The organism is Streptomyces sp. NPDC043176 (genome assembly GCF_056436715.1).
The window spans coordinates 141,235-162,862 of the sequence record NZ_JBWKCA010000019.1 but is presented as its reverse complement, the minus strand read 5'-3'; the positions used below and the strand labels follow the sequence as shown (position 1 = coordinate 162,862).

The following is a 21,628-nucleotide window of genomic DNA, read 5'->3' as shown; positions in this document are numbered from 1 at the left end:
CCCCGCGCCGCTCACCCCCACTATTTTGTTTGCGGCCCCCCCGCCGTGTTTTTGTCCGCCCCCCCCCCCCCCCCCCCCCCCCCCCGGCGGGGGCGGCCCCCCCCCGGGGCCGCCCCCCCCGGCCCCTTCCGTGGTGCCGCGTACGAGGACGAAACAGGACGGGCGGGACCGCGAGAGGTCCCCCGGGGGGCAGGGCAGAGTGACAGAGACGGTACAGGCGGCCGACCGGGCGGCGGAGCAGGACTGCCCCGCGTGCGGCACACCGGTGACGGGCGGCGGACGGTACGTCGTGTGGTGTGCGGCCTGCGACTGGAACGTGGACCCCGAGGTGCGCGACGAGGAGACCCCGGGGCGGATCGAGCGCCTGCGGCGCGGCCTGGCGCGCCGGCACGGAGAGCGGCTCTTCGCCGAACTCTCGGGCGAGGCGGGTCTTCCCGCCGGCCCGCGGTCCCCCGCCCAGGCCGACTCGCCGGACGCCGGGGGCGCACCGGGCCGGGGCGCGGACGCACCGGACGCGGCCGTGCCGGCGGCGCGGCGGGGGACGGGGAGGGCCGACGGACCCGCGGCCGCACCGCGGGGGTCAGGGGCGGCCGACGGACCCGCGGCCGCACGGCGAGGGGCCGGGACCGCGGGGCGGCTCGCGGCGGGGCTCGCCGTGGCGGTCCACGGCGTGACGGCCGGGCTCCTCGCGGGCGGGCTGTGGCTGCTCGTCGCGCGGTGGGGGCACGGTCTCCTGCCGTTCTGCGGGGGCCTGTTGATCGGGCTCGCCGTCGTGCTGCGGCCCCGGTTCCGCAGGCTCGGACGGCTGGCCGGCGATCTGCCCGTGCTGCGGCGCAAGGACGCGCCGCGGCTCTTCGCGCTGCTCGACGAGATCGCGGAGCAGGTCGGCACGGTCGGGGTGCGGGCCGTGGTGATCGGGGCCGAGGCCAACGCGGGGGTGACCACGTACGGCCTTCGCCAGCATCGGGTGCTCCGCCTCGGTCTCGGCCTGTGGCAGATCATGTCCCCGCAGGAGCGGGTCGCCGTCCTCGGCCACGAGTTCGGCCACTACGCCCACGGGGACACCCGCCGCGGCCTCCTCGTCGGCAGCGCCTTCGATTCCCTGGCGACCTGGCGTTACACGCTGGCCGCGAAGGACCCCGACGGCCTGATGGACGACCTCGTCAACCTGATGACCGCTCCGCCCCGGATGCTCGTCGACGGCGTGCTCGTCCTCCTGGAGCACCTGACCCTCGCCGATTCGCAGCGCGCCGAGTACCTCGCCGACTCGTCCGCCGCCCGCGTCGGGGGCACGGTCGCGGCGGCCGGCCTGATGGACCGGCTCCTCGTCGCGGCCGGCGTCGAGGGGGAACTCCGCCGGGAGATCGTCGCCTCGCGCACCCGGATCGGGGGCGCGCGCCGCGGGGAACCCGCGGAGGAACTGTGGGAACGCGTCGCCGCGTACGGCGCGTCGATCCCGGCGTACGAGTACGAACGACTGCGCCGCGTCGCGGAGCGGCGCGGGCACCAGGTCGACTCCACACATCCCCCGACCCACCTGCGTCACCGCCTACTGGCCCGCGGCGAGCAGGTCGCGGCCCGGATCGTGCTCGGTCCGGAGAGGTCCGCGGAGGTCGAGGCGGAGCTCGCCGGGCCCGCGCGGAGTGTGGCGCGGGAACTCGTGCGGGGCTGAACCCGGCCCGCGCGGAGTGCGGCACGGGAGCCCGTGCGGGGCCGAACCCGGCTCCGCGCGGAGTGCGGCACGGAAGCCCGTGCGGGGCCGAACCCGGGGCCGGCCGCGCCGGACTCGTGCGCGGTCGCTGTCACATCCCGGTGGGCGCTCGCGTCAACGGGGTGACGCAACCGAGGAGGAGTGAGGCGCCATGCACGAGGACGCGTTTCTGACGGCCCTGACCGACCGCTTCGACGCCCACGAGGACCGGCTGCGGGGCGTGGCCCTCCGGATGATGGGCTCCCCGGTGGAGGCGGAGGAGATGCTCGTGGCCGCGAGGGCGGGACTCGGCCGCGACGACGGGGCCGCCCTACGGGCCTGGCTGACGGCGCTCGTGGGCGAGACCTGCGTACGCGGCCTCCAGGAGCGGGGAACGGCCGGGCGAGGGCGCGACCGGGGAGCCGGGGCGGCCGCGACGGAGAGACCCGCGGACGAGGTGGAGGAGGACGACGCCGGGGCGCCGGTGGGCGGGGCCGTCGGCGGCACGGCGGGGGCGCCGACCGGCTGGACCGTCGGAGACGTGGCAGGGGCCGGTGTCGAGGCCGTGTGGCTGGCCCTGCTGGTCATGTTGGAGTCGTTGGGTGCCGAGGAGCGCCTCGCGTACGTCCTGCACGACGCGTTCGGGCTGCCTGCGTCGGAGACGGCGCGGATCACCGGGGCGTCGGAAGCGCAGGTGACGCGGCGGGCGCGGCGGGCGCGGGACCGGGTCCGGGGGGTCGGGGCCGTCCGGGGCGGCGACGATCCGGGACGGCAGCGGGTGGTGGTGGACCGGTTCCTGACGGCGGCACGCGCGCGTGATCCCCGCGCGCTGGCGGCCGTCCTCGATCCGGACGTGGTGGCCTACTCGGATCGCGGTCCGGTGCACGGCGCGCCGGCCGTGGCCGAGGGTGCCGCCGCGTTCGCCCGGTTCGCCGACGTGTCGCGACCCGCGCTGGTCGACGGAGCGGTCGGCGCGGTCGCCTTCGTCGACGGCCGTCCGGTCGCGGCTCTGATGTTCACCTTCCGCCAGGAGCGGATCGCCACCCTCGCCGTGACCGCCGGGGAGGATCGGGTCCGGGCGCTGGACCTGGCCTTCCCCGACTGGTGACGGGGCGGTCGGGAGCCCGCCGCAGCGGCCGTGGTCGAGGCCGTCGGGAGCTCGCCGCAGCGGCCGGTGGGGGCCGCCGGAAGCCCGCCAAAGCGGCCGGTGGCGGGGCCCGCACAGGTCGGCAGGTCGTGAACCCTGACTTCGGCGTCAGGGTCAAGTCCGTGGCGGGACAGGGGAATCCCGGAGGAGGAGAGGCCAGGGCGGGACCTAGCCTGAAGGCATGATGATCAACGCGCAGACCCGGGTACGGGTCGCCCGCCCCTCGCGGGACCTCGCCGCCGCCGAGCGGTTCCACGTCGAAGGGCTCGGACTCGACGTGCTGTGGCGCAGCACCGAACCGGAGCCGGGGAAGCACGAGTTGCTCATGGTCGGGCCCGCCGACGGGAGCTGGCACTTCGAGCTGACCCGTGACCCCCGCGATCCGCTGGACCCCGCCCCGACCGTCGACGACCTGTTCGTCGTCTACCTCGGCTCGCCCGTCGAGGACGCGCAGGTGGAGCGACTGCTCGCCGCCGGCGGCACCCGGGTGCCCGCGCACAATCCGTACTGGGACGAGTGGGGCGTCACCGTCGTCGATCCGGACGGCTACCGGCTCGTCCTCTGCTCCCGCGACTGGGGCAGATAGCCGCAGCCGGAGCCCGGCCGCCCCGGGCCTCCGCTCGGACCGGTCCCCCGCCCGGGCAAAGGCCCCCGCGCGTCGGGCCCCGCTCAGGCACGGCCCCGCACGCGCCGGGCCCCGCTCGAGCAGGCCCCGCACGCGCCGGGGTCCGGAGTTCCTAGGGCTGGCGTACGGCGCGCAGGACCACGAACTTGCTGTCGCTGGCGACGAGGTCGCTGTTGCCGAAGATGCGCCGGAGGGTGACGTGGTAGCCGAGGTGACGGTTGCCGACGACCCAGAGTTCGCCACCGGGTCGCAGGGCGCGCCGCGCGTCGGCGAACATGCGGCGGGCGGTGCGGTCGGTGGTGGCCTGGTGGCTGTGGAACGGGGGGTTGTTGAGGACCAGGTCGACGGAGCCGGCGGGCAGGTCCGAGAGGCCGTCGCCGACGAGGAACTCGGCCGTGCGCCCGCCGCCCACGTGGGTGCGGAAGTTCTCCTCGGCCGAGGCGACCGCCTGGTACGACTCGTCGGCGAACACCAGCTCCGCCTGGGGTTCGTGCAGGGCGATGGCGAGGCCGACGACGCCGTTTCCGCAGCCGAGGTCGGCGACGCGGGCCCGGCCGAAGCCACCAGGGAGGTTCGCGAGGAGGAAGCGGGTGCCGATGTCGAGGCGGTCGGCGCAGAACACGCCCGCCTGATTGGTGACGGTGAGTCCGGGCAGCCCCGGGGCGGGGGTGTCGGCCGGGAGGTCGTACCGGTACGGCCAGGGGTTCCGGCCCGGCGTGAGGGCCGGGTCGGGGGTGGCGTGGATCAGTCGGGCCTTCTTCACCGCGAGTGAGGTGCGGGTGGGGCCGATGATCCGCTCGAAGAGCCTGAGGGTGGAGGTGTGGATGTCCTTGACCATGCCGGTGCCGACGACGACGGTGCCCTCGTGCACGGCCGGCCGGAGCCGGTGGAGCTGGTCCTCCAGGAGCGCGAGGCTCTTGGGGACGTGGACGAGGAGCACGTCGACCCGCTCGGGCGGCGGGTCCTGCGTGGTGAGCAGACGGACGGCGTCCGGCGCGACTCCGGCGCGGGCCAGGTTGGCCTGGGTGGCCCGGCGCCCGAGGTACGAGTCGGAGATCTGGACGAGTTCGGCGGGACCGGCGGCCTGCAAGGCGGTGACGAGGGCTCCCCAGCGGTCGCCGACGACGGCGACGGTGCCGGACAGGTCGACGCCGGCCTCCGCCAGGTCGGCGAGGAGGTACTCGTCGGACGCGTCCCAGGCGCGCAGCTGGTCGCGCGGGTCCTCGGGGAAGCGGGTCAGCGTGAAGGCGCCCCATGACGTGGTCAAACGGTTCATCGTGCCCTCAGGCTAGCCGGTCGCCGGCTTCCGGCTCGCCGGACGCTCGTCCGATCGGCGCAAGACGGCGTCGGGTGTCGGCGAAGGGCGGTGTCGGACCGTCGGCTGAGGGACACGTCGGGTTCCGGCGAAGTACGGTGTCGGGCCGTCGGCTGAGGGACGCGTCGGGTTCCGGCGCACGGCGTGCCGGGCCTTCAGCGCAGGGCCGTGTCGAGGTGGAGGTGCCAGAGGCCGGGGCGGCCGGTGAGGGTGACGGTGGAGAGGGGGCGGACGTCGACGTTCCAGTACGTGGCGGGCGGTGCCTTCAGGGCGTACACGAGGGCGGCCCGTACGACGGAGGGTTCGGCGACGGCCACGATGGCGCCGTCGTCGGCGGGGCGGGTGTCGAGCCAGTTCCCTATCCGGGTGATGAAGGCGAGGAGGGGTTCGCCGCCGTGCGGGGCGGTGCGGGCGTCGGTGAGCCAGGCGTCGACGGCGGCCGGTTCGAGGGCGGCGACCTCGGCGAGGGTCAGGCCGCGCCAGCGGCCCATGTCGCAGTCGCGCAGCGCGGGCTGGGCGAGGGGCGCGTAGCCGAGGGCGGTGCCGGTGGCGCGGCTGCGGGGCGTCGGGGAGCAGTAGCGCAGCTCGGCCGCGCCGAGCGGGATGAGCGCGGGCGCGGCCTGCTGCACCTCGTACCAGCCGGCCTCGTCGAGCGGCCGGTCGTCATCGAAGCGTTCGGCGAGCAGGGAGGAGCTGCGTGCCGCCGTGACGAGCGTCACCCGAAGACTCATGGCCGCGATCGTGAGGCCGGTGGCCCCGCAGGTCAAGGGGTCGATTTCCGGGGCCCGCGGGGGTGCGGCTCACTGCTGCCCGAGAGCCATCCACTTGTCCGGATTCTGCAGTGGCGTGAAACCGACCTTCTCGTACACGCCGTGCGCGTCGGCGGTGGCGAGCAGGATGCGGCGGAGGCCGAAGGGCGCGAGGTGGTCGCGGACGGCGGCGACGAGCGCGGTGCCGAGTCCGGTGCCGCGGGCCGGGCGGTCGACGTAGACGTCGCAGAGCCAGGCGAAGGTGGCGTAGTCGGTGACGACGCGCGCGTAGGCGCTCATCCCGCCGGTCTCGCGGTGGTAGGCCCCGAGGTTGAGCGAGCCCGCGATGGCGCTGTCCTGCTTCTCCCGAGGTCGGCCGAGGGCCCAGTAGGCGTCCGTGGAGAGCCAGTGATGGACGAGGGCGGCGTCGATCCGCGCGGGGTCGGCTGAGATCTCGTACGCCCCGTGCATGACGGAGGCGGCGCGGGCGGCGGGGAGTGCGCTGTCGGTCATGGCCGAAGGGTTCCAGGAGGGGTGGGGGTTGTCAGGCGAATTTGCCCGGGGCCAGGGCGGTTCGTGGCCCGGCCGGGTCACGCGGGCGGCCGGGCCCGGGTGCTCACGTGGTGAGCTCGTCGACGGCCGTCCGCAGGCGGCGCACCCCTTCCGCGATCTCGGTGGGGCCCGCGACACCCGCGAAACTCAGCCGGATGTGCCCGGCGGGGGGTTCGGCGCAGAAGTAGGGGCGGCCGGGGGCGGCGGCGACGCCGGCCCGCAGCGCGGCGGCGAGGAGGGAGGCCTCGGGGAGGGTGTCGGGGAGGCGGAGCCAGAGGTGGTAGCCGCCGTAGGGGATGTGGGGCAGGGCCAGGCCGGGCAGGTCGTGGGCGACGGCGCCGGTCATCACCGTGCGGCGGTTCCTGAGCTCCTGGGAGACGGCGCGCAGATGGCGGTGCCAGGCGGGCGCCCCCACGAGTTCGAGGGCGGCCTCCTGGAGGGGCCTCGGCACGAAGAAGCTGTCGACGACCTGGATGGCGCGCAGGCGCTCGAGGACGGGGCCGCGGGCGGCCAGGGCGCCGACGCGCAGGCTGGGCGAGGTGGCCTTGGTGAGCGAGCAGACGTGGACGACGACGCCGTCGGGGTCGTCGGCGGCGAGCGGGGCGGGCAGGGCCGGGGCGTCCTCGTGGACGAGCCGGCGGGCGAAGTCGTCCTCGACGACGAAGGCTCCGGCGGCGCGGGCGATGCGGACGACCTCGCGGCGCCGTTCGGGTCCCAGGACGGCGCCGGTCGGGTTCTGGAAGAGCGGCTGGCAGACGAAGACCCGGGCGCCGGTGGCGCGGAAGGCGGCTTCGAGGAGTTCGGGGCGGACGCCGTCGGAGTCGGCGGGCACGGGGACGGGGCGGAGCCCGGCGGCGCGGGCGACGGCGAGCATGCCGGGGTAGGTGGGCGACTCGACGAGGACGGGCGTGCCGGGCGGGGCCAGGGCGCGCAGGGCGGTGGTGATGGCGGACTGGCCGCCGGCCGTGATGAGGATCTCGGCGGCGGTGACGCTGCCGCCGATCTCGCGGGCGAACCACTCGCGCAGTTCGGGCAGACCGTCGGTGGGCGGTCGGCCCCAGGCGCCCGGGCGGCGTCCGGCGCGGGCGAGGGCGGCGGCGAGGGCCTGTTGCGGCTGGAGGGAGGGGTGGAGGTAGCCGCCGTTGAACTCGATCACGCCGGGCGGCGGGGCGGAGAGCGTGACGAGGACTCCGGAGGCGTCCACGGCCCGGGGGACGAGTTCGGTGGCGGTGTCGGCGCTGAGCGCGACCTCCTGCCAGGAGGTGTCGCCGGTGACGGGCGCGGGGGTCCGGGGTTCCGCGCGGAAGGCCCCGGCGCCGGGGCGGGTGACGACCAGGCCTTCGGCGGCGAGCTGGGCGAGGGCCCGGGTGACGGTCACCGGCGAGACCCGGTACCGCTCGACGAGGGCACGACTCGATGGCAGTTTCTCACCCGGGGAGTAGCGGTTCAGCTCCACTCGCAGGGATGCCGCCAGTTCCGCCCCACTGCTACGCTCTTGCATGAGAGCAAAGGATAGCGCTACTACCACCTCGACGATAGCGGTCCCCGTCACCGGGCAGACCGTCACCGGCCCCCCGGCCACCGCCGGCCGGGGCCCCGCGGCCCCGAGCACCCCGACGAGCCCGGCGACGCCCGGCGCGGCGACCTCGGCGGCCCCCGCCGACCCGGTCGGCCGCGGCACGCTGCTCGCCGTCCTGGGCGTGGTGTCGTTCTCGCTGACCTTCCCGTCGACCGTGTGGGGCCTGGAGAGCTTCGGCCCCTGGTCCCTGGTGGCCGTGCGCTCCACCCTGGCCGCCCTCGTCGCGAGCGCCTTCCTGCTCGTCGGCCGGGTCCGGCTGCCGGACCGGCGCCACTGGGCGGGTCTCGCGGTGGTCGCCGGCGGTGTCGTCGTCGGCTTCCCGCTCCTGACGACCCTGGCGCTGCAGACCTCCACCACCTCGCACGCCGCCGTCGTGGTGGGCCTGCTGCCGCTCAGCACGGCGGCCTTCGCCGCACTGCGGACGGGCCGGCGCCCGTCCCGCACCTTCTGGTTCGCGGCCGTCTCCGGCGCGGTGGTGGTGATCGCGTTCACGCTCCAGCAGAGCGGCGGGGCGGTGTCGCGCGGCGACCTGTACCTCTTCGGCGCGCTCCTCGTCTGCGCCGCCGGCTACACCGAGGGCGGGCGGCTCGCGCGGCTGATGCCGGGCTGGCAGGTCATCGGCTGGGCCCTGGTCCTCTGCATGCCCCTGATGGTGGCGGCCTCAGCGGTCGCGCTGTCGATCGAGCCGGTCCGCCTGAACGCCCACGGGGTCATCGGCCTCCTGTGGGTCGCGGCGGGCTCCACGTTCTTCGGTCTCTACGTCTGGTACCGGGGCATGGCGTCGATCGGCATCCCGAAGGCGAGCCAGCTCCAGCTCGCGCAGCCGCTCCTCACCCTGTTCTGGTCGGTCTTCCTGCTCGGCGAGACGCTGCCGCTGGCCGCCCCGCTCGCCGCGGTGGGCGTCCTCGTCTGCATCGCGGTGACCCAGCGCGCGAGGAGCTGACGCACGGCGCCGCGCGGGGCCTCCGTGTGCCGTCCCGCGGGGGACCGGCCGGACGCGGAGGACGGCGGACCGCGGGGGCCCACATGACGCATCGGGGCGAAGCGGGCCACAATGGCATTTGTACGGCCCAACCAGGTCAAGCCCGGTCGCGAGGAGGTCACCCGATGCAGGCGAGCGTGGGCGACAAACTGCTGGTGCACGGCCGGACCGTCGGTCACCACGACCGTACGGCCGAGGTCCTTCAGGTACTGGGGGAGAACGGCACTCCCCCGTACCGCGTGAAGTTCGACGACGACGGGCACGAGGCCCTGATGTCGCCGGGCCCCGACACCGTCGTACGTCATCACCCGGAGGAAGGGGCCCGCTGAGCCCTCACGCCTTCGGCGGACGGACCCTGGTCGGGTAGTGATCGGCCACCACGGCGGCCATCGCCCCGATCCGGTCCGTCGTCACCTCCTTCGCCGCGAAGAAGCAGTGACCGCCGACCGCCGGGTACCCGGCGGCGAGCGCGAGGTGACGTGAGAGCTCCTCGGGGTCCTGCCACGCGACGGACTGGGCCGGGTCGCCCGCCTTGTACAGCGCCTCGCCGATGTACAGGCCGACGCCCGTCCCGCGTACCACCGCGTCCCACCAGGGCAGCAGCTTGGCGTAGTCGGCCGCGGGCAGGCCGATGTTCCAGTAGAGCTGCGGCACCACGTGGTCGATCCAGCCCTCGCGGATCCACTTGCGGGTGTCGGCGTACAGGTCGTCGTAGGTCTGGACACCGGCCCGGGTGTCCGAGCCCTCCGGGTCGGTGGCACGGTTCCGCCAGACACCGAAGGGGCTCACCCCGAAGGCCACGTGCCTCTGGAGGCCCTTGATCCGGGCGGACATCCCGGAGACCAGCAGGTCGGTGTTGTTCCGCCGCCAGGACGCCCTGTCGGGGAAGTCGCCGCCGTGGCGCGCGTACGCGTCGTCGTCGGCGAAGACCTGCCCGGCCACCGGGTACGGGTAGAAGTAGTCGTCCCAGTGCACGGCGTCGACGTCGTACCGGTGCACCGCGTCCAGCATCGCGTCCTGAACGAACTCCCTGACCTCGGGCAGGCCCGGGTTGTAGTACAGCTTCCCGCCGTACGGGAGCACCCACTCCGGGTGGAGCCGGGCCGGGTGGTCCGCGACGAGCCGGGCGGGGTCGGTGTGGTTCGCCACCCGGTACGGGTTGAACCAGGCGTGCAGCTCCAGGCCCCGCGCGTGGGCCTCGGTGACGGCCGTCCCCAGCGGGTCCCAGCCGGGATCGCGGCCCTGCGTGCCGGTCAGGCACTGCGCCCACGGCTCGTACGGCGAGGGCCACAGCGCGTCGGCGGTGGGCCGGACCTGGAGCACGACCGTGTTGAGGCGGCGCGCGACGGCCGTGTCGAGGTGGGCGAGGAGTTCGGTGCGCTGCGCCTCGGCGGTCAGCCCGGCACGCGAGGGCCAGTCCCGGTTGGCGACCGTCGCCACCCACATCCCGCGGAACTCCCGCCGGCGGCGCGGTCTCCCCCGCGCCGGCGTCGTGGCGCCGGCCGTCTCCGGTGCGGCTCCCGCCGAGGACGCGGCCGTCGGCGCCGCCCCTGTCGTTCCCGTCACGGCGAGCGCGGTCCCGGCGGCGCCGGCCACGAGCCCTCTTCTGCCGATAGGCGGCACTTGTACCCCTCCCCTGTCGGATACGTCACACGCACCCGGACAGCATGCCCGCCCCGGACGATCGATCATCGGTTAATGAGCGGTAACGTCGTGGGGGTAGAGGCGGACACACCGGAATCACACGGACCCCGCCGCCGGAGAAGAGCGAAAGGCACGAGGTGACGGACTCCATGGCCGACATTGAGCGCGTCGGAGTGGTGGGCTGCGGCCAGATGGGCGCGGGCATCGCGGAGGTGTGTGCCCGGAGCGGGCTCGAGGTGAAGGTCGCCGAGACCACCGGCGAGGCGCTGGAGATCGGCCGCACACGGCTCTACAACTCGCTGTCGAAGGCCGCCGAACGCGGCAAGATCAGCGAGGAGGAGCGGGACGCGACGCTCGCGCGCCTCAGCTTCACCACCGACCTCGGCGAATTCGCCGACCGCGACCTCGTCATCGAGGCGGTCGTGGAGAACGAGCAGGTCAAGACCGAGATCTTCCAGGTTCTCGACCAGGTGATGACCCGGCCGGACGCCATCCTGGCCTCGAACACCTCCTCCATCCCGCTGGTGAAGCTGGCCGTGGCGACCTCCCGCCCCGACCAGGTCATCGGCATCCACTTCTTCAACCCGGCCCCGGTGCAGAAGCTCGTCGAACTGATCCCCGCCCTCACCACCTCCGAGGGCACGATCAGCCGCGCCCAGGCCTTCGCGGAGAAGGCGCTCGGCAAGCACGCGATCCGCGCGCAGGACCGGTCGGGCTTCGTCGTCAACGCGCTCCTCGTGCCGTACCTGCTCTCCGCGATCCGCATGTTCGAGTCGGGCATCGCCAGCCGCGAGGACATCGACAACGGCATGGAGTTCGGCTGCGCCCACCCGATGGGCCCGCTGAAGCTCTCCGACCTGATCGGCCTGGACACGATCGCGTCGATCGCCGACTCCATGTACGCCGAGTTCAAGGAGCCGCTGTACGCCGCTCCCCCGCTGCTCCAGCGGATGGTGGACGCGGGCCGGCTCGGCCGCAAGACGGGCTGGGGCTTCTACCCGTACCCCGCCTGACGGCTCCCCCGAACCCCGGACGGCCCGTACACCCGCACAGGTACGGGCCGTCCGGCATGTCCGCGCCGGGAGTCCTCAGCCGAGGCGCAGGTGGTGGAGCATCAGCAGGCCGGCGGCCATGTTGGCGGCCGGGATCTCACCCCGGCCGATCATCTCGGGGACCTGTTTCAGCGGGACCCAGGCCCGCCGCGAGGACTCGAACGCGTCCTCGGGCGGTCCGGTGTAGGTGGCCCGATCCGCCCAGTAGAGGTGGTGCCGGGCGTCGCTGAGGCCGTTGGAGGGCTCGACGGTGAGGAGGTGCCGCAGCGGGCCCGGCCGCCAGCCGGTCTCCTCCTCCATCTCGCGGGCGGCAGCGGCCTCGATGTCCTCGCCGTCCTCGACGACGCCGGCGGCCAGCTCCCAGCCCCAGCTGTCGGTGATGAAGCGGTGGCGCCAGAGCATCAGGACTTCGTCCGCGTCGTTGACCGCGGTCGCGACGGCGACCGGACGGAGCCGGATCAGATAGTGGTCGAGGTGGCGGCCGTCCGGGAGTTCGACGTCCGCGAGGTTCACCTGGAACCAGCGATTCTCATAGACCGAGCGTTCACTCAGTTTCGTCCACTGCACGTTCTTGCCACCTTCCGACTGGTCGGTGCTCGTTTGGTGGCAATATCGCAGCAGCTGGAGGCTCACAGGGGAACGCGCAGCGTCCCTTCGATCAGCGCCGCCGCCTCCAGGGCGTCGTGTCCGCCGCTGGCCAGCAGGTGCTCCCGCACCTGGCGCATCCGGTCCCGGAGCCGCCGCGACTCCATCCCCCGCGCCCGCTCCGTCATCTCGACCGCGATGCGCGCGGCCCCGTCCGCCTCCCCCTGCCGCAGCTCGATCTGACACAGCATGGCGAGCCGGTGCACCCGGCCCCGGTCGTGCGAGGGCGTGCCGACCGCGGCCGACGCGTGTTCGTGCGCCGCCGGAAGATCACCCAGACTGAGCAGGGCCTCGGCGACCTGTACGTTGACGAACCCCGGCTGGACGTAACCCGTCTCGGCCGGCTCCTCCCCCGGACTGATCCGGTCCGCCGCCGCCTCGGCCCGCCGGATGCAGGCGAGCGCGGCCGTCCCGTCACCGAGATGCGCGTACGCCTTCGCCTGCATCGCCGTCAGATCGGCGGCGAGCGCGGGGGTGATCTGGCGGCCCGCGGCCCGCAGCGCCGCCTCGGCGAAGGCGACCGCCTGCCGGTACTCCGCCATGAACAGCGCCTGGTTGACGAGCAGCGCGATCACGTAGGCACCGAGGCCCCGGTCCCCGCTGGCCTTCGCGAGCCGCAGCGCCTGATGGAAGTAACGCTGGGCGAGACCGTGCGCGTCGGCGTCGTACGCGCAGATTCCGGCCACCGCGACCAGGCCGCCGGTGGCCCGGTGCAGCTGCCGGCCGAGGGCGTCGCTGTACGCGCCCCGGAGCAGCGGGGCGGTCTCGGTGGTGAGGAAGCCGACGATCCGGGCCCGGGTCGCGATGCCCCCGGCCCTGCGGTACATCTGCTCGTAGTGCGAACGGGCCGCGCTCAGCACGGAGATGTCCGCCGCCGAGACGCTCGTCCCCCGCCCGGCGCGGGACACGTCGGCGTCCTCCGGCGGGTTCTCCCACTCCCACACCGGCATCACCGCGGGCGTGCCGGTCACGGCCTGCGCCCCGAGCGTGTGCGGTCGCCGCTGTTCGTCGGAGCGCCACAGGGCGGGCGCCCGCTCCACGAAGCCGGAGAGCGGCGCGGCGAGCGCCGGGGGCGGCCCGCCCGGCACGCCGAGGCCGATGTCGTCCAGGGTCACCTGCCGGTGCAGCCGGGCCGAGAGCACCTCGCAGAGCAGGTCCGGCACCTGGCCCCGCGGCCGCTGGCCCTTCAACCAGCGGGCCACGGCGGTGTGTTCGTAGCGCAGGGCGAGGCCCCTCGCCCGGCCGGCCCGGTTCACCCGGGCGGCGAGGCCGGCGTGGGAGACGCCCGCCTCGTCGAGCAGGGCGTCGAGCAGGGTGTTGGGCTGCATGGCCCCTCCGGTGACTCGGTGCACACACCCTAGGGCCGGGCGGGCCCCCAGGTGGCCGAATTCATACGGGTCGACGCCCTACGGGGTGTTTTCGTATGAGCGGACTTCGGAGCCACGCGGACCGTGCCCGTACGAGCCGGCTCCGGAAGGGCCGACGACGCACGGACCGGTTTCGCACGGGCCGGCGTCACGCAGGACGGTCTCGCGCGGGCCGGCTCCGGACGGGCCGACGTCACGCGGGCCGGTTTCGCACGGGGTGTGAACGAAGTACCCGTGCCGCAGGTCCGCGTACTCTGCCGCGCCCGCCCCGCCCCCGGTTGACTGTGCTTCTCGCCGCAAGGCGACGACCGGGCCGCCGGCTCCCCCTCGAACAGTGCGGCCGCCCGGTCCGCGTCGCCCGCCCCGCTGATCTGCCCGACACTCCGTGGCGGGGCGGGCGGCGCCGGCCCCGCGGCCTCCGCTCAACAGTGGGAGGAGGGCGCGGGCCGGGAGCGGCGCAGCCCGGGTTCGGCGGGCTGCGCCGGCACCCGGACACGGTCGTTGCGCACGACGAGCAGCGCCACGTCGTCCGCGAGCCGGCCGCCCGTGTGGTGCAGCAGCGCCGCGTGGACCCGGCGGACCAGGGCCGCGGGCGTCTCGGCGGCCGTCCCGGCCAGGGCGGCGTCGAGCGCGAAGAACCGGCCCCGGTGGTCTCGGGCCTCCTCGGCACCGTCGGTGTGCAGGACCAGCGTCTCGCCGGGCAGCAGCCGGGCCGCCGTGTGGGGGACGAGGACGGCGGGCAGCGGAAGCACCCCCAGCGGCGGGAGCGGGTCCCCGACCGGGAGCCGCTCCACCCTCCGGCCGAGGCGGTACGGGCCGGGATGACCGCAGTTGAACACGGACAGCCGCCCGTCGGACCGGATCTCCAGGAGCAGCAGCGTCACGAACTCCTCCGCCGCCGGGTGCCGCGGCTCCGAACCGGCCCGTGCCGGGTGCTCGTCCCGCGCCCGTTCCCTCAGGTGCCGTTCGAGGGCCCGCTCCAACCGCCGCAGAACCCCACCGAGTTCGGGCTCGTCATGGGCGGCCTCGCGGAAACTGCCGAGCACCGCCACCACCGCGCCGAGCGCCGCGAGGCCGTGGCCCCTGACGTCTCCGATGAGGATCCGCACGCCCTGGGGCGTGGCCACCGCCTCGTACAGATCGCCGCCCACGGACGCGCCCCGGGTGGCGGACAACTGCCCCGCGGCCAGCACCAGTCCGTCCAGCCGGCCGGGCGGCGGGCGCAGCAGCACGAGCTGGGTGGCGGCCGCGACGGCCCGCACCCGGGCCAGTTCCCGGGCGAGCCCCCGCCGGAGTCCCACGACCAGGCCGGTGCCCACGGTCAGGAAGACGACGCTCGTGGCGATCCTCATCGGAAGTCCCGGCTGCCGGGCCAGCGGACACCAGAACTTCCATGCCACCGCCACCGCACCCCAAGCGGACGGCAGGGCGAGCGGGGCCAGCCGGCGGAGCCGGGAGCCATCGGCGAGCAACGACCTGGTACGGATCATGCACGGCCCTTCCCGAGCCCCCGACAGCGCCCGCGGGCCCTGCGGCCCACAGGTCCGCCCCTGTGGCCGCGTCGATTCTGCCGACCGCACGCGTCACCGGGGAACACCCGCCGCGGATCTCACCCGAAGGAGTGAGCATCCCCGGCGCGCCGCGCTTCGCCAGGCCTCCGCCACGCGCACAGCAGGACGAGACCCGCTCTGGTGTACGCCGGTTACGGGCGGAAGGGGGACCGGGAAACGGCGGAGGGCCGTCCCGGATGCGTACCCGGGGCGGCCCTCCTGGTGTCGTGCTCGTGGGTCAGGCGCCGCGCAGGACGGCTCCCGTGCGGTCCGATGCCAGGGCGACGGCCGCGTCGCGGGCCGCGCTGGCCTCGTCGACCGTGAGGGTGCGGTCCGTGGCGCGGAACTTCAGTGCGTACGCCAGGGACTTGGTGCCCTCACCGAGCTGGTCGCCGGTGTAGACGTCGAAGAGCCGGATGGACTCGAGGAGTTCACCGGCGCCTTCGCGCAACGCGGACTCGACGTCGGCGGCCGGGACCTCGGCGGCGACGACCAGGGCGACGTCCTGGGTGGCGACCGGGAAGGCGGAGATGCGGGGAGCCCGCAGGGGGCCCTCGTTCGCCTGCTCCAGCAGGTCCAGGTCGATCTCCATCGCGCAGCTGCGGGCCGGCAGGCCGAAGGCCTTCACCACCCGCGGGTGGAGCTCGCCGGCGTGACCGACGAGGACCTTCTCGCCGTTCACCTCGACGTGGAAGGCGGCGCAGCGGCCCGGGTGCCACGGGGCGTGCTGGTCGGCGCTGATGATCAGCTCCACACCGGCCTCGGCGGCCACGGTCCGGCCGGCCTCGACGGCGTCCGCCCAGTCGGACGGGCGGCCCTTGCCCCACCAGCCGGCCTGCTCGCGCGCACCGGCGAGGACGACGGCGGCGCGGCGGGGCTGCCGGGGCAGCACCGCGTTGACGCCGGCGATCTCCTCGTCGGTGGGACGGCGGTCGACGGGCAGGCGGACGGCGGCGCCCTGCTCCCCTTCGGGCCGGAAGACCAGACCGGTCTCGAAGAGCGCCAGGTCGTGGCTGCCGCGGCTGTCGTTGCGACGGAGCGCGCCGAGCAGGCCCGGGAGCAGCGTCGTACGGAGCGCGGGCTCCTCGTCGGAGAGCGGGTTGACCAGGGTCACGACCCGGCGGCGGGCGTCGTCCGCGTCCAGGCCGAGGTGGTCGAGCGCCTGCTCGCCGATGAACGGGTAGTTCAGCGCCTCGACGTAGCCGGCGCCGGCCAGGGCGCGGCCCACGCGGCGGTGGGTGCGCTGGCGCTCGGTGAGGCCGCGGCCGGCCGGGGGCTTCGGCAGCGTGGAGGGCAGGTTCTCGTAGCCCTCCAGCCGGATGACCTCTTCGGCGAGGTCGTTCGGCTCGCTGAGGTCGGGGCGCCACGAGGGCACGGTGACGACGAGCTCGTCCTGGCCGTAGACGTCGCAGCCGACCTCCTGGAGGCGGCGGACGACGGTCTCGCGGCCGTAGTCGACACCCGCGACCTTGTCGGGGTGGTTCGCCGGCATGGCGATCGTGCGGGGCGCGGACGGGGCCGCGACCTCGGTGACCCCGGCCTCGGCCGTGCCGCCCGCGAGCAGCACGAGGAGGTCGACGGTGCGCTGCGCGGCAGCGGCGGCGGCCTGCGGGTCGACGCCGCGCTCGAAGCGCTTGGACGCCTCGGAGGACAGCTTGTGGCGGCGGGCCGTGCGCGCGATCGAGATCGGGTCGAAGTGCGCGGCCTCGATGACGACCTCGGAGGTGCCGGTGACGAAGCCGGTCTCCGCGTCGGTCTCCGGGTCGGCGATCTCCGTGTGGGCGCCGCCCATGACGCCCGCGATGCCGATCGGGCCGCGGTTGTCGGTGATGACCAGGTCCGCGGCGTCCAGGACGCGCACGGTGCCGTCGAGGGTGGTGATCTTCTCGCCGGCCTCGGCGCGGCGGACCCCGATGGGGCCGTCGAGCCGGTTGCGGTCGTAGGCGTGCAGCGGCTGGCCGAGCTCCAGCATCACGTAGTTGGTGACGTCCACGGCCAGCGAGATCGGGCGCATGCCGGCCTTCTGGAGGCGGCGCTGCAGCCAGATCGGGGAGCGGGCCTCGGGCGCCAGGCCGACGACCGTGCGCGCGGTGAAGCGGTCGCAGCCGATCGGGTCGGAGACCTGGACCGGGTAGCCGTACGAGTTCGGCGCGGGCACGTCGAGGAGCGCCGGGTCGCGCAGCGGCAGGCCGTAGGCGGTGGCGGTCTCGCGGGCGACGCCGCGCATCGAGAGGCAGTAGCCGCGGTCCGGGGTGACGGCGATGTCGAGGACCTCGTCGAACAGCTCCAGGAGGACCGTGGCGTCGATGCCGACCTCGTGCTCGGGCGGCAGCACGATGATGCCGTGCGTGCCGTCGCTGCCCATGCCGAGCTCGTCGCCGGAGCAGATCATGCCCCGGGAGACCCGGCCGTACGTCTTGCGCTCGGCGATCCGGAAGTCCCCGGGGAGCACGGCGCCGGGCAGGGCCACGACGACCTTGTCGCCCTCGGCGAAGTTCCGCGCGCCGCAGATGATCTCCTGGGGCTCGCCGGTGCCGTTGGCCTGGCCGACGTCGACGGTGCAGAAGCGGATGGGCTTCTTGAACTCCGTCAGCTCCTCGATGGTGAGGACCTTGCCGACCACCAGCGGGCCGGAGAGGCCGGCGCCGAGCCGCTCGACGGCCTCGACCTCGAGGCCTGCCGAAATGAGCTTGGCCTGGACGTCTCGGCCGGTCTCCGTCGCCGGCAGGTCGACGTACTCCCGCAGCCAAGAAAGCGGGACCCGCATCAGATCTCCATCCCGAACGGCCGGGTGAACCGGACGTCACCCTCGACCATGTCTCGCATGTCTTCCACGTTGTGGCGGAACATCAGCATCCGCTCGATGCCGAACCCGAAGGCGAAGCCGCTGTACTTCTCGGGGTCGACGCCGCAGGCGATGAGCACCTTCGGGTTGACCATGCCGCAGCCGCCGAGCTCGATCCAGCCCTCGCTGCCGCAGGTGCGGCAGGGACGCTCCGGGTCGCCGACGGACTCGCCGCGGCAGACGTAGCAGAGCATGTCCATCTCGGCGGACGGCTCGGTGAAGGGGAAGAAGTTCGGGCGGAGCCGGGTCTTCATGTCCGGGCCGAAGAGCGCCTGGACCATGTGGTCGAGGGTGCCCTTGAGGTCGGCCATGGTGAGGCCCTCGTCGACGGCGAGCAGCTCGATCTGGTGGAAGACCGGGGTGTGCGTGGCGTCGAGCTCGTCGGTGCGGTAGACGCGGCCGGGGCACACCACGTAGACCGGGGGCTCCCGGTCGATGAGCGTGCGGGCCTGGACCGGCGAGGTGTGGGTCCGCAGCACGACGCCGGACTCGTCGCCCGTGGTGACACCCGTTCCCTCCGGGGTGGTTCCCTGGACGAAGAAGGTGTCCTGCATCTGGCGGGCCGGGTGGTCCGGCACGAAGTTGAGCGCGTCGAAGTTGAACCACTCCGCCTCGACCTCGGGGCCCTCGGCGACCTCGTACCCCATGGAGACGAACACGTCGGAGACGCGCTCCATGAGCGTGGTCAGCGGGTGGCGGGCGCCGGCCGGGACGCGGTCGTACGGCAGGGTGACGTCGACGGCCTCCTCGACGAGGACGCGGGCGTCGCGCTCGGCCTCGAGCTCCGCCTGGCGGGCGGCGAGCGCCTTGGAGACGGCGCCGCGGGCCTGGCCCACGATCTTTCCGGCGGCGGCCTTGGCCTGCGGGGGCAGGGCGCCGATCTCGCGGTTGGCGAGCGCCAACGGCGAGGTGCCACCGGTGTGCGCGGTCTTCGCCTGCGCGAGCGCGTCGAGGTCGCCCGCGGCGGCGAAGGCGGCGAGCGCCTCGTCCCGCATGCGCTCGATCTCTTCCGGTTTCAGTGCCTCGACCTCAACCGGGTCGTACGACTTATTGGGTGCGGACATCTCTTCCCGTGCTTCCGTTGGCTGGCTGGGCGGCCCCGCTCGACGTCAAGGGCGCAAACGTGCCAAAGGACGAGTCTAACGGGGCGCGGGGACGCGAATGAGCCCGTGGGCGACCCGGGCGGCCTCTGATCTCGTGCGGTCTCGTCTGCTGAGACGTCAGAGGAGGTGGGCCGGGGTGCCGACGGGCAGGATAAATCGGAACTCGGCCCCGCCGCGGGGGCCGCGTCCGACGGTGATGGTGCCGCCGTGGGCCTCGACGACGCCCTTGACGATGTAGAGGCCGAGTCCGGTGCCGCCGCGTTTGCTGCCCCGCCAGAAGCGGGTGAAGACGCGGTTCATCGACGCCTCGGGGATGCCGGGGCCCTCGTCGCTCACGGTGACCTCCGTCCCCTCTTCGCCGTCCTCTCCCGCCGCGGCGGGTGCCACCTCGATGGTGACGGTTCCGTCGCCGTGGCGCACGGCATTTTCGAGGAGGTTGCCGAGGATCTGGTCGATCTTGTCGGGGTCGGCCCAGAGCGCGGGCAGCTGGGGCCTGATCCGGACGAAGAAGCGGCCGGGGGGCTGGCCGCCGGTGGTGTGGACCTGGATGTGGCGGCCGATCGCCGCGGCGAGGTCGACGGGCTGGCGGCGTACCTCGAGGCGGCCGGAGTCGATCCGGGAGATGTCGAGGAGTTCGGCGATGAGCCTCTTGATGCGGCCGGCGTCGGCGTCGACGGTCTCCAGCATCAGCCGCTTCTGCTCGTCGGTGAACCTCTCCCACTTGTCGAGGAGGGTGGCGGTGAAGCCCTTCACCGAGGTGAGCGGGGAGCGCAGTTCGTGGGCGACGGTGGCGATGAGCTCGGCGTGGCTGCGCTCGGTGCGGCGCCGGGCCTCGGTGCCGCGGAGCGAGACCACGACCCGGCGGACGGGCCCGGTGGGGTGCTCGCGGACGTACCGGGCGGAGACGAGGACCTCGCGGCCGCCGGGGAGCAGCAGGTTGCGTTCGGGCTGGCCGCGGCGGATGGCGAGCCCGCCGTACGGGTCGGTCAGTGTCCACCAGCGGCGCCCCTTGAGGTCTTCGAGGGGCAGTGCCTGGTCGAGCGGGAGTCCGAGGGCCCGGCCGGCGGGGACGGCGGTGATCCGGCTGGCGGCGGCGTTGAAGCAGACGACCCGGCCGGTCTCGTCGGCGATGACGAGCCCGTCGGGCAGGTCGTCGGGGGCGAGGCCGGCGAAGGCGGCGGCCGCGTCCGGTGCGGGTCCCGGCGGCTCCGGGGCGTGCGGCGCGGCGCTCCGTGCCTGTGCGGGACTGTCCGTGCCGACCGTCATCCCCGTACCCCACCCCTTCGTGTAGCGCAGTGGGTCCCCAAGTGCGTCACTCTACTGGGAGAGAGAGGCGGAATGGACCCTTCAGGCGGAGGTTCGGGGGCGCTGGGCGCGGGCGGAGGCGTACAGGCAGACCGCGGCGGCGGTGGCGAGGTTGAGGCTCTCGGCCTTGCCGTGGATCGGGACGCGGACGACGGCGTCGGCGAGTGCCCGGGTCTCCTCGGGCAGTCCCCAGGCCTCGTTGCCGAAGACCCAGGCGGTCGGGCCGCCCATGGTGCCGGCGTCGAGTTCGTCGTCCAGGTCGTCCTGGCCGGCTCCGTCGGCGGCGAGGATGCGCACGCCCGCGCTCTTCAGGCCGGCGACGGCCTGCTCGACGGGGACGCCCACGGCCACCGGCAGGTGGAAGAGGGAGCCGACGGAGGCGCGCACGGACTTGGGGTTGTACAGGTCGACGGAGGCGTCGGTGAGGACGACGGCGTCGGCGCCGGCCGCGTCGGCGCAGCGCAGCACCGTGCCGGCGTTCCCGGGGTCGCGTACGTGGGCGAGGACGGCGACGAGCTTGGGCCGGGCCGCGATGATGTCCTCGAAGGGCGAGTCGAGGAACCGGCAGACGCCGACGAGGCCCTGCGGGGTGACGGTCTGGGACACCTCGGCGAGGACGGCGTCGGACGCGTGGTGGACGCGGGCGCCGGACGCGAGGGCGGCCTCGATGATCGGGGCGTGGCGCTCGGCGGCCTCGACGGTGGTGAAGAGCTCGACGAGCGTCGGCTCGCCGGTGGAGCCGCGGTGCTCGACGGCCTCGCGGACGGCCTGCGGGCCCTCGGCGATGAAGAGGCGGTCCTTGCCCCGGAAGTTGCGCTTGGCGAGCCGCCGGGCGGCGACGACACGCGGGGAACGCGGGGAGATCAGCTCGGGGGTGACCATGAGGTGCGGCGGTTCTCTCTTCGGGGCCGGGCGGGCGTCGGGGACCGGATGCGGCGGGTCCCTCAGGGCGGTGAAGCACCCGGACCCGCAGGCGCGTGCGCGCCTGCGGGTCCGGGCAGAAGTACTGCGGCCTGGAAGATCAGGCAGCGGCCTTCGGGGCGTTGACGTCGGCCGGGAGGGCCTTCTGCGCGACCTCGACCAGCGCGGCGAACGCGTTGATGTCGTTGACGGCCAGCTCGGCGAGGATCTTGCGGTCCACCTCGATGTTGGCGGCCTTCAGACCCTGGATGAGGCGGTTGTACGTCATGCCGTTCTGGCGGGCAGCGGCGTTGATGCGCTGGATCCACAGCTGACGGAAGTCGCCCTTGCGCTTCTTGCGGTCGTTGTAGTTGTAGACCAGCGAGTGGGTGACCTGCTCCTTGGCCTTGCGGTACAGGCGCGAACGCTGACCGCGGTAGCCGGAGGCCGCCTCGAGAATCGCCCGGCGCTTCTTGTGGGCGTTGACTGCCCGCTTGACGCGTGCCACTTTTAACTCCTTGTAGCGGGGTCGTGGTGGTCCTCACACGACCCGAAAAACGAATGGATCCCGGTCTCTG

Annotated in this window: 19 protein-coding genes; 6 read left to right on the top strand and 13 right to left on the bottom strand. The window is 74.2% G+C overall.

The features are described 5' to 3' along the window. Positions 1–199 precede the first annotated feature (199 nt). From AC067A_RS27745 to AC067A_RS27735, 3 genes are all read left to right on the top strand, one after another. A complete protein-coding gene (locus tag AC067A_RS27745) occupies positions 200–1,672 on the top strand; it encodes a M48 family metalloprotease (protein WP_479245211.1) in 1,473 nt (490 codons plus the stop codon). 190 nt (positions 1,673–1,862) lie between these two features. Continuing rightward, positions 1,863–2,798 (top strand): sigma factor-like helix-turn-helix DNA-binding protein, encoded by a 936-nt coding sequence (locus tag AC067A_RS27740; protein ID WP_479245210.1) that lies wholly within the window; start codon positions 1,863–1,865, stop codon positions 2,796–2,798. 220 nt (positions 2,799–3,018) lie between these two features. Next, positions 3,019–3,423: a VOC family protein gene (locus tag AC067A_RS27735; protein WP_479245209.1), complete on the top strand. Its 405-nt coding sequence runs from the start codon at positions 3,019–3,021 to the stop codon at positions 3,421–3,423. A 151-nt stretch (positions 3,424–3,574) separates the two neighbouring features. Here AC067A_RS27735 and AC067A_RS27730 read toward each other — a convergent pair whose 3' ends face one another. From AC067A_RS27730 to AC067A_RS27715, 4 genes are all read right to left on the bottom strand, one after another. Further along, positions 3,575–4,738: a methyltransferase gene (locus tag AC067A_RS27730; RefSeq protein WP_479245208.1), complete on the bottom strand. Its 1,164-nt coding sequence runs from the start codon at positions 4,736–4,738 to the stop codon at positions 3,575–3,577. A 194-nt stretch (positions 4,739–4,932) separates the two neighbouring features. Beyond that, complete coding sequence (locus AC067A_RS27725) at positions 4,933–5,508, bottom strand: histidine phosphatase family protein (RefSeq protein WP_026058682.1); 576 nt, start codon at positions 5,506–5,508, stop codon at positions 4,933–4,935. A 69-nt stretch (positions 5,509–5,577) separates the two neighbouring features. Further along, complete coding sequence (locus AC067A_RS27720; RefSeq protein ID WP_479245207.1) at positions 5,578–6,039, bottom strand: GNAT family N-acetyltransferase; 462 nt, start codon at positions 6,037–6,039, stop codon at positions 5,578–5,580. A gap of 103 nt (positions 6,040–6,142) precedes the next feature. After that, positions 6,143–7,579, bottom strand: a complete 1,437-nt coding sequence (locus tag AC067A_RS27715) for an aminotransferase-like domain-containing protein (RefSeq protein ID WP_479245206.1) — start codon at positions 7,577–7,579, stop codon at positions 6,143–6,145. On the opposite strand from AC067A_RS27715, the gene AC067A_RS27710 reads away from it, so the two are divergent. Then, positions 7,578–8,600, top strand: coding sequence for a DMT family transporter (locus AC067A_RS27710; protein WP_479245205.1), 1,023 nt, complete (start codon positions 7,578–7,580; stop codon positions 8,598–8,600). The two genes, AC067A_RS27715 and AC067A_RS27710, sit on opposite strands and share 2 nt — an antisense overlap. Before the next feature lie 164 nt (positions 8,601–8,764). Continuing rightward, positions 8,765–8,968: a DUF1918 domain-containing protein gene (locus AC067A_RS27705; protein WP_017241746.1), complete on the top strand. Its 204-nt coding sequence runs from the start codon at positions 8,765–8,767 to the stop codon at positions 8,966–8,968. A 4-nt stretch (positions 8,969–8,972) separates the two neighbouring features. Here AC067A_RS27705 and AC067A_RS27700 read toward each other — a convergent pair whose 3' ends face one another. Next, a complete protein-coding gene (locus AC067A_RS27700) occupies positions 8,973–10,262 on the bottom strand; it encodes a glycoside hydrolase family 10-like protein (RefSeq protein WP_479245204.1) in 1,290 nt (429 codons plus the stop codon). 170 nt (positions 10,263–10,432) lie between these two features. Here AC067A_RS27700 and AC067A_RS27695 point away from each other — a divergent pair, with 170 nt between their 5' ends. Beyond that, positions 10,433–11,296: a 3-hydroxybutyryl-CoA dehydrogenase gene (locus AC067A_RS27695; RefSeq protein ID WP_479245203.1), complete on the top strand. Its 864-nt coding sequence runs from the start codon at positions 10,433–10,435 to the stop codon at positions 11,294–11,296. 75 nt (positions 11,297–11,371) lie between these two features. Here the strand turns inward: AC067A_RS27695 and AC067A_RS27690 are convergent, their stop codons facing one another. From AC067A_RS27690 to rplT, 8 genes are all read right to left on the bottom strand, one after another. Continuing rightward, positions 11,372–11,902, bottom strand: coding sequence for an NUDIX hydrolase (locus AC067A_RS27690; protein WP_479245202.1), 531 nt, complete (start codon positions 11,900–11,902; stop codon positions 11,372–11,374). 62 nt (positions 11,903–11,964) lie between these two features. Next, positions 11,965–13,308 (bottom strand): transcriptional regulator, encoded by a 1,344-nt coding sequence (locus tag AC067A_RS27685; protein WP_479245201.1) that lies wholly within the window; start codon positions 13,306–13,308, stop codon positions 11,965–11,967. A 461-nt stretch (positions 13,309–13,769) separates the two neighbouring features. Continuing rightward, a complete protein-coding gene (locus AC067A_RS27680) occupies positions 13,770–14,837 on the bottom strand; it encodes a PP2C family protein-serine/threonine phosphatase (protein ID WP_479245200.1) in 1,068 nt (355 codons plus the stop codon). A 298-nt stretch (positions 14,838–15,135) separates the two neighbouring features. After that, positions 15,136–17,664 (bottom strand): phenylalanine--tRNA ligase subunit beta, encoded by a 2,529-nt coding sequence (gene pheT, locus AC067A_RS27675; RefSeq protein WP_479245199.1) that lies wholly within the window; start codon positions 17,662–17,664, stop codon positions 15,136–15,138. Beyond that, positions 17,664–18,806 carry a phenylalanine--tRNA ligase subunit alpha gene (gene pheS, locus AC067A_RS27670; RefSeq protein ID WP_479245198.1) on the bottom strand — a complete coding sequence of 381 codons (1,143 nt, stop codon included), beginning with the start codon at positions 18,804–18,806 and terminating at the stop codon, positions 17,664–17,666. The genes pheT and pheS overlap by 1 nt, the downstream gene beginning before the upstream one ends. 156 nt (positions 18,807–18,962) lie before the next feature. After that, positions 18,963–20,111, bottom strand: a complete 1,149-nt coding sequence (locus AC067A_RS27665) for a sensor histidine kinase (protein WP_479245197.1) — start codon at positions 20,109–20,111, stop codon at positions 18,963–18,965. Positions 20,112–20,192: 81 nt separating this feature from the next. Beyond that, positions 20,193–21,032 carry a TrmH family RNA methyltransferase gene (locus AC067A_RS27660; protein ID WP_479245196.1) on the bottom strand — a complete coding sequence of 280 codons (840 nt, stop codon included), beginning with the start codon at positions 21,030–21,032 and terminating at the stop codon, positions 20,193–20,195. Positions 21,033–21,171: 139 nt separating this feature from the next. After that, positions 21,172–21,558, bottom strand: a complete 387-nt coding sequence (rplT, locus tag AC067A_RS27655) for a 50S ribosomal protein L20 (protein WP_017241732.1) — start codon at positions 21,556–21,558, stop codon at positions 21,172–21,174. Positions 21,559–21,628: the final 70 nt, after the last annotated feature.

What these genes read in the sequence shown, in the direction of transcription:
- AC067A_RS27720 (WP_479245207.1), bottom strand. Translation starts at nt 6,039, where the DNA reads ATGACCGACAGCGCACTCCCCGCCGCCCGCGCCGCCTCCGTCATGCAC.
- AC067A_RS27740 (WP_479245210.1), top strand. Translation starts at nt 1,863, where the DNA reads ATGCACGAGGACGCGTTTCTGACGGCCCTGACCGACCGCTTCGACGCC.
- AC067A_RS27735 (WP_479245209.1), top strand. Translation starts at nt 3,019, where the DNA reads ATGATGATCAACGCGCAGACCCGGGTACGGGTCGCCCGCCCCTCGCGG.
- AC067A_RS27685 (WP_479245201.1), bottom strand. Translation starts at nt 13,308, where the DNA reads ATGCAGCCCAACACCCTGCTCGACGCCCTGCTCGACGAGGCGGGCGTC.
- AC067A_RS27665 (WP_479245197.1), bottom strand. Translation starts at nt 20,111, where the DNA reads ATGACGGTCGGCACGGACAGTCCCGCACAGGCACGGAGCGCCGCGCCG.
- AC067A_RS27705 (WP_017241746.1), top strand. Translation starts at nt 8,765, where the DNA reads ATGCAGGCGAGCGTGGGCGACAAACTGCTGGTGCACGGCCGGACCGTC.
- AC067A_RS27695 (WP_479245203.1), top strand. Translation starts at nt 10,433, where the DNA reads ATGGCCGACATTGAGCGCGTCGGAGTGGTGGGCTGCGGCCAGATGGGC.
- pheS (WP_479245198.1), bottom strand. Translation starts at nt 18,806, where the DNA reads ATGTCCGCACCCAATAAGTCGTACGACCCGGTTGAGGTCGAGGCACTG.
- AC067A_RS27715 (WP_479245206.1), bottom strand. Translation starts at nt 7,579, where the DNA reads ATGCAAGAGCGTAGCAGTGGGGCGGAACTGGCGGCATCCCTGCGAGTG.
- AC067A_RS27680 (WP_479245200.1), bottom strand. Translation starts at nt 14,837, where the DNA reads ATGATCCGTACCAGGTCGTTGCTCGCCGATGGCTCCCGGCTCCGCCGG.
- AC067A_RS27725 (WP_026058682.1), bottom strand. Translation starts at nt 5,508, where the DNA reads ATGAGTCTTCGGGTGACGCTCGTCACGGCGGCACGCAGCTCCTCCCTG.
- AC067A_RS27710 (WP_479245205.1), top strand. Translation starts at nt 7,578, where the DNA reads ATGAGAGCAAAGGATAGCGCTACTACCACCTCGACGATAGCGGTCCCC.
- AC067A_RS27660 (WP_479245196.1), bottom strand. Translation starts at nt 21,032, where the DNA reads ATGGTCACCCCCGAGCTGATCTCCCCGCGTTCCCCGCGTGTCGTCGCC.
- AC067A_RS27730 (WP_479245208.1), bottom strand. Translation starts at nt 4,738, where the DNA reads ATGAACCGTTTGACCACGTCATGGGGCGCCTTCACGCTGACCCGCTTC.
- pheT (WP_479245199.1), bottom strand. Translation starts at nt 17,664, where the DNA reads ATGCGGGTCCCGCTTTCTTGGCTGCGGGAGTACGTCGACCTGCCGGCG.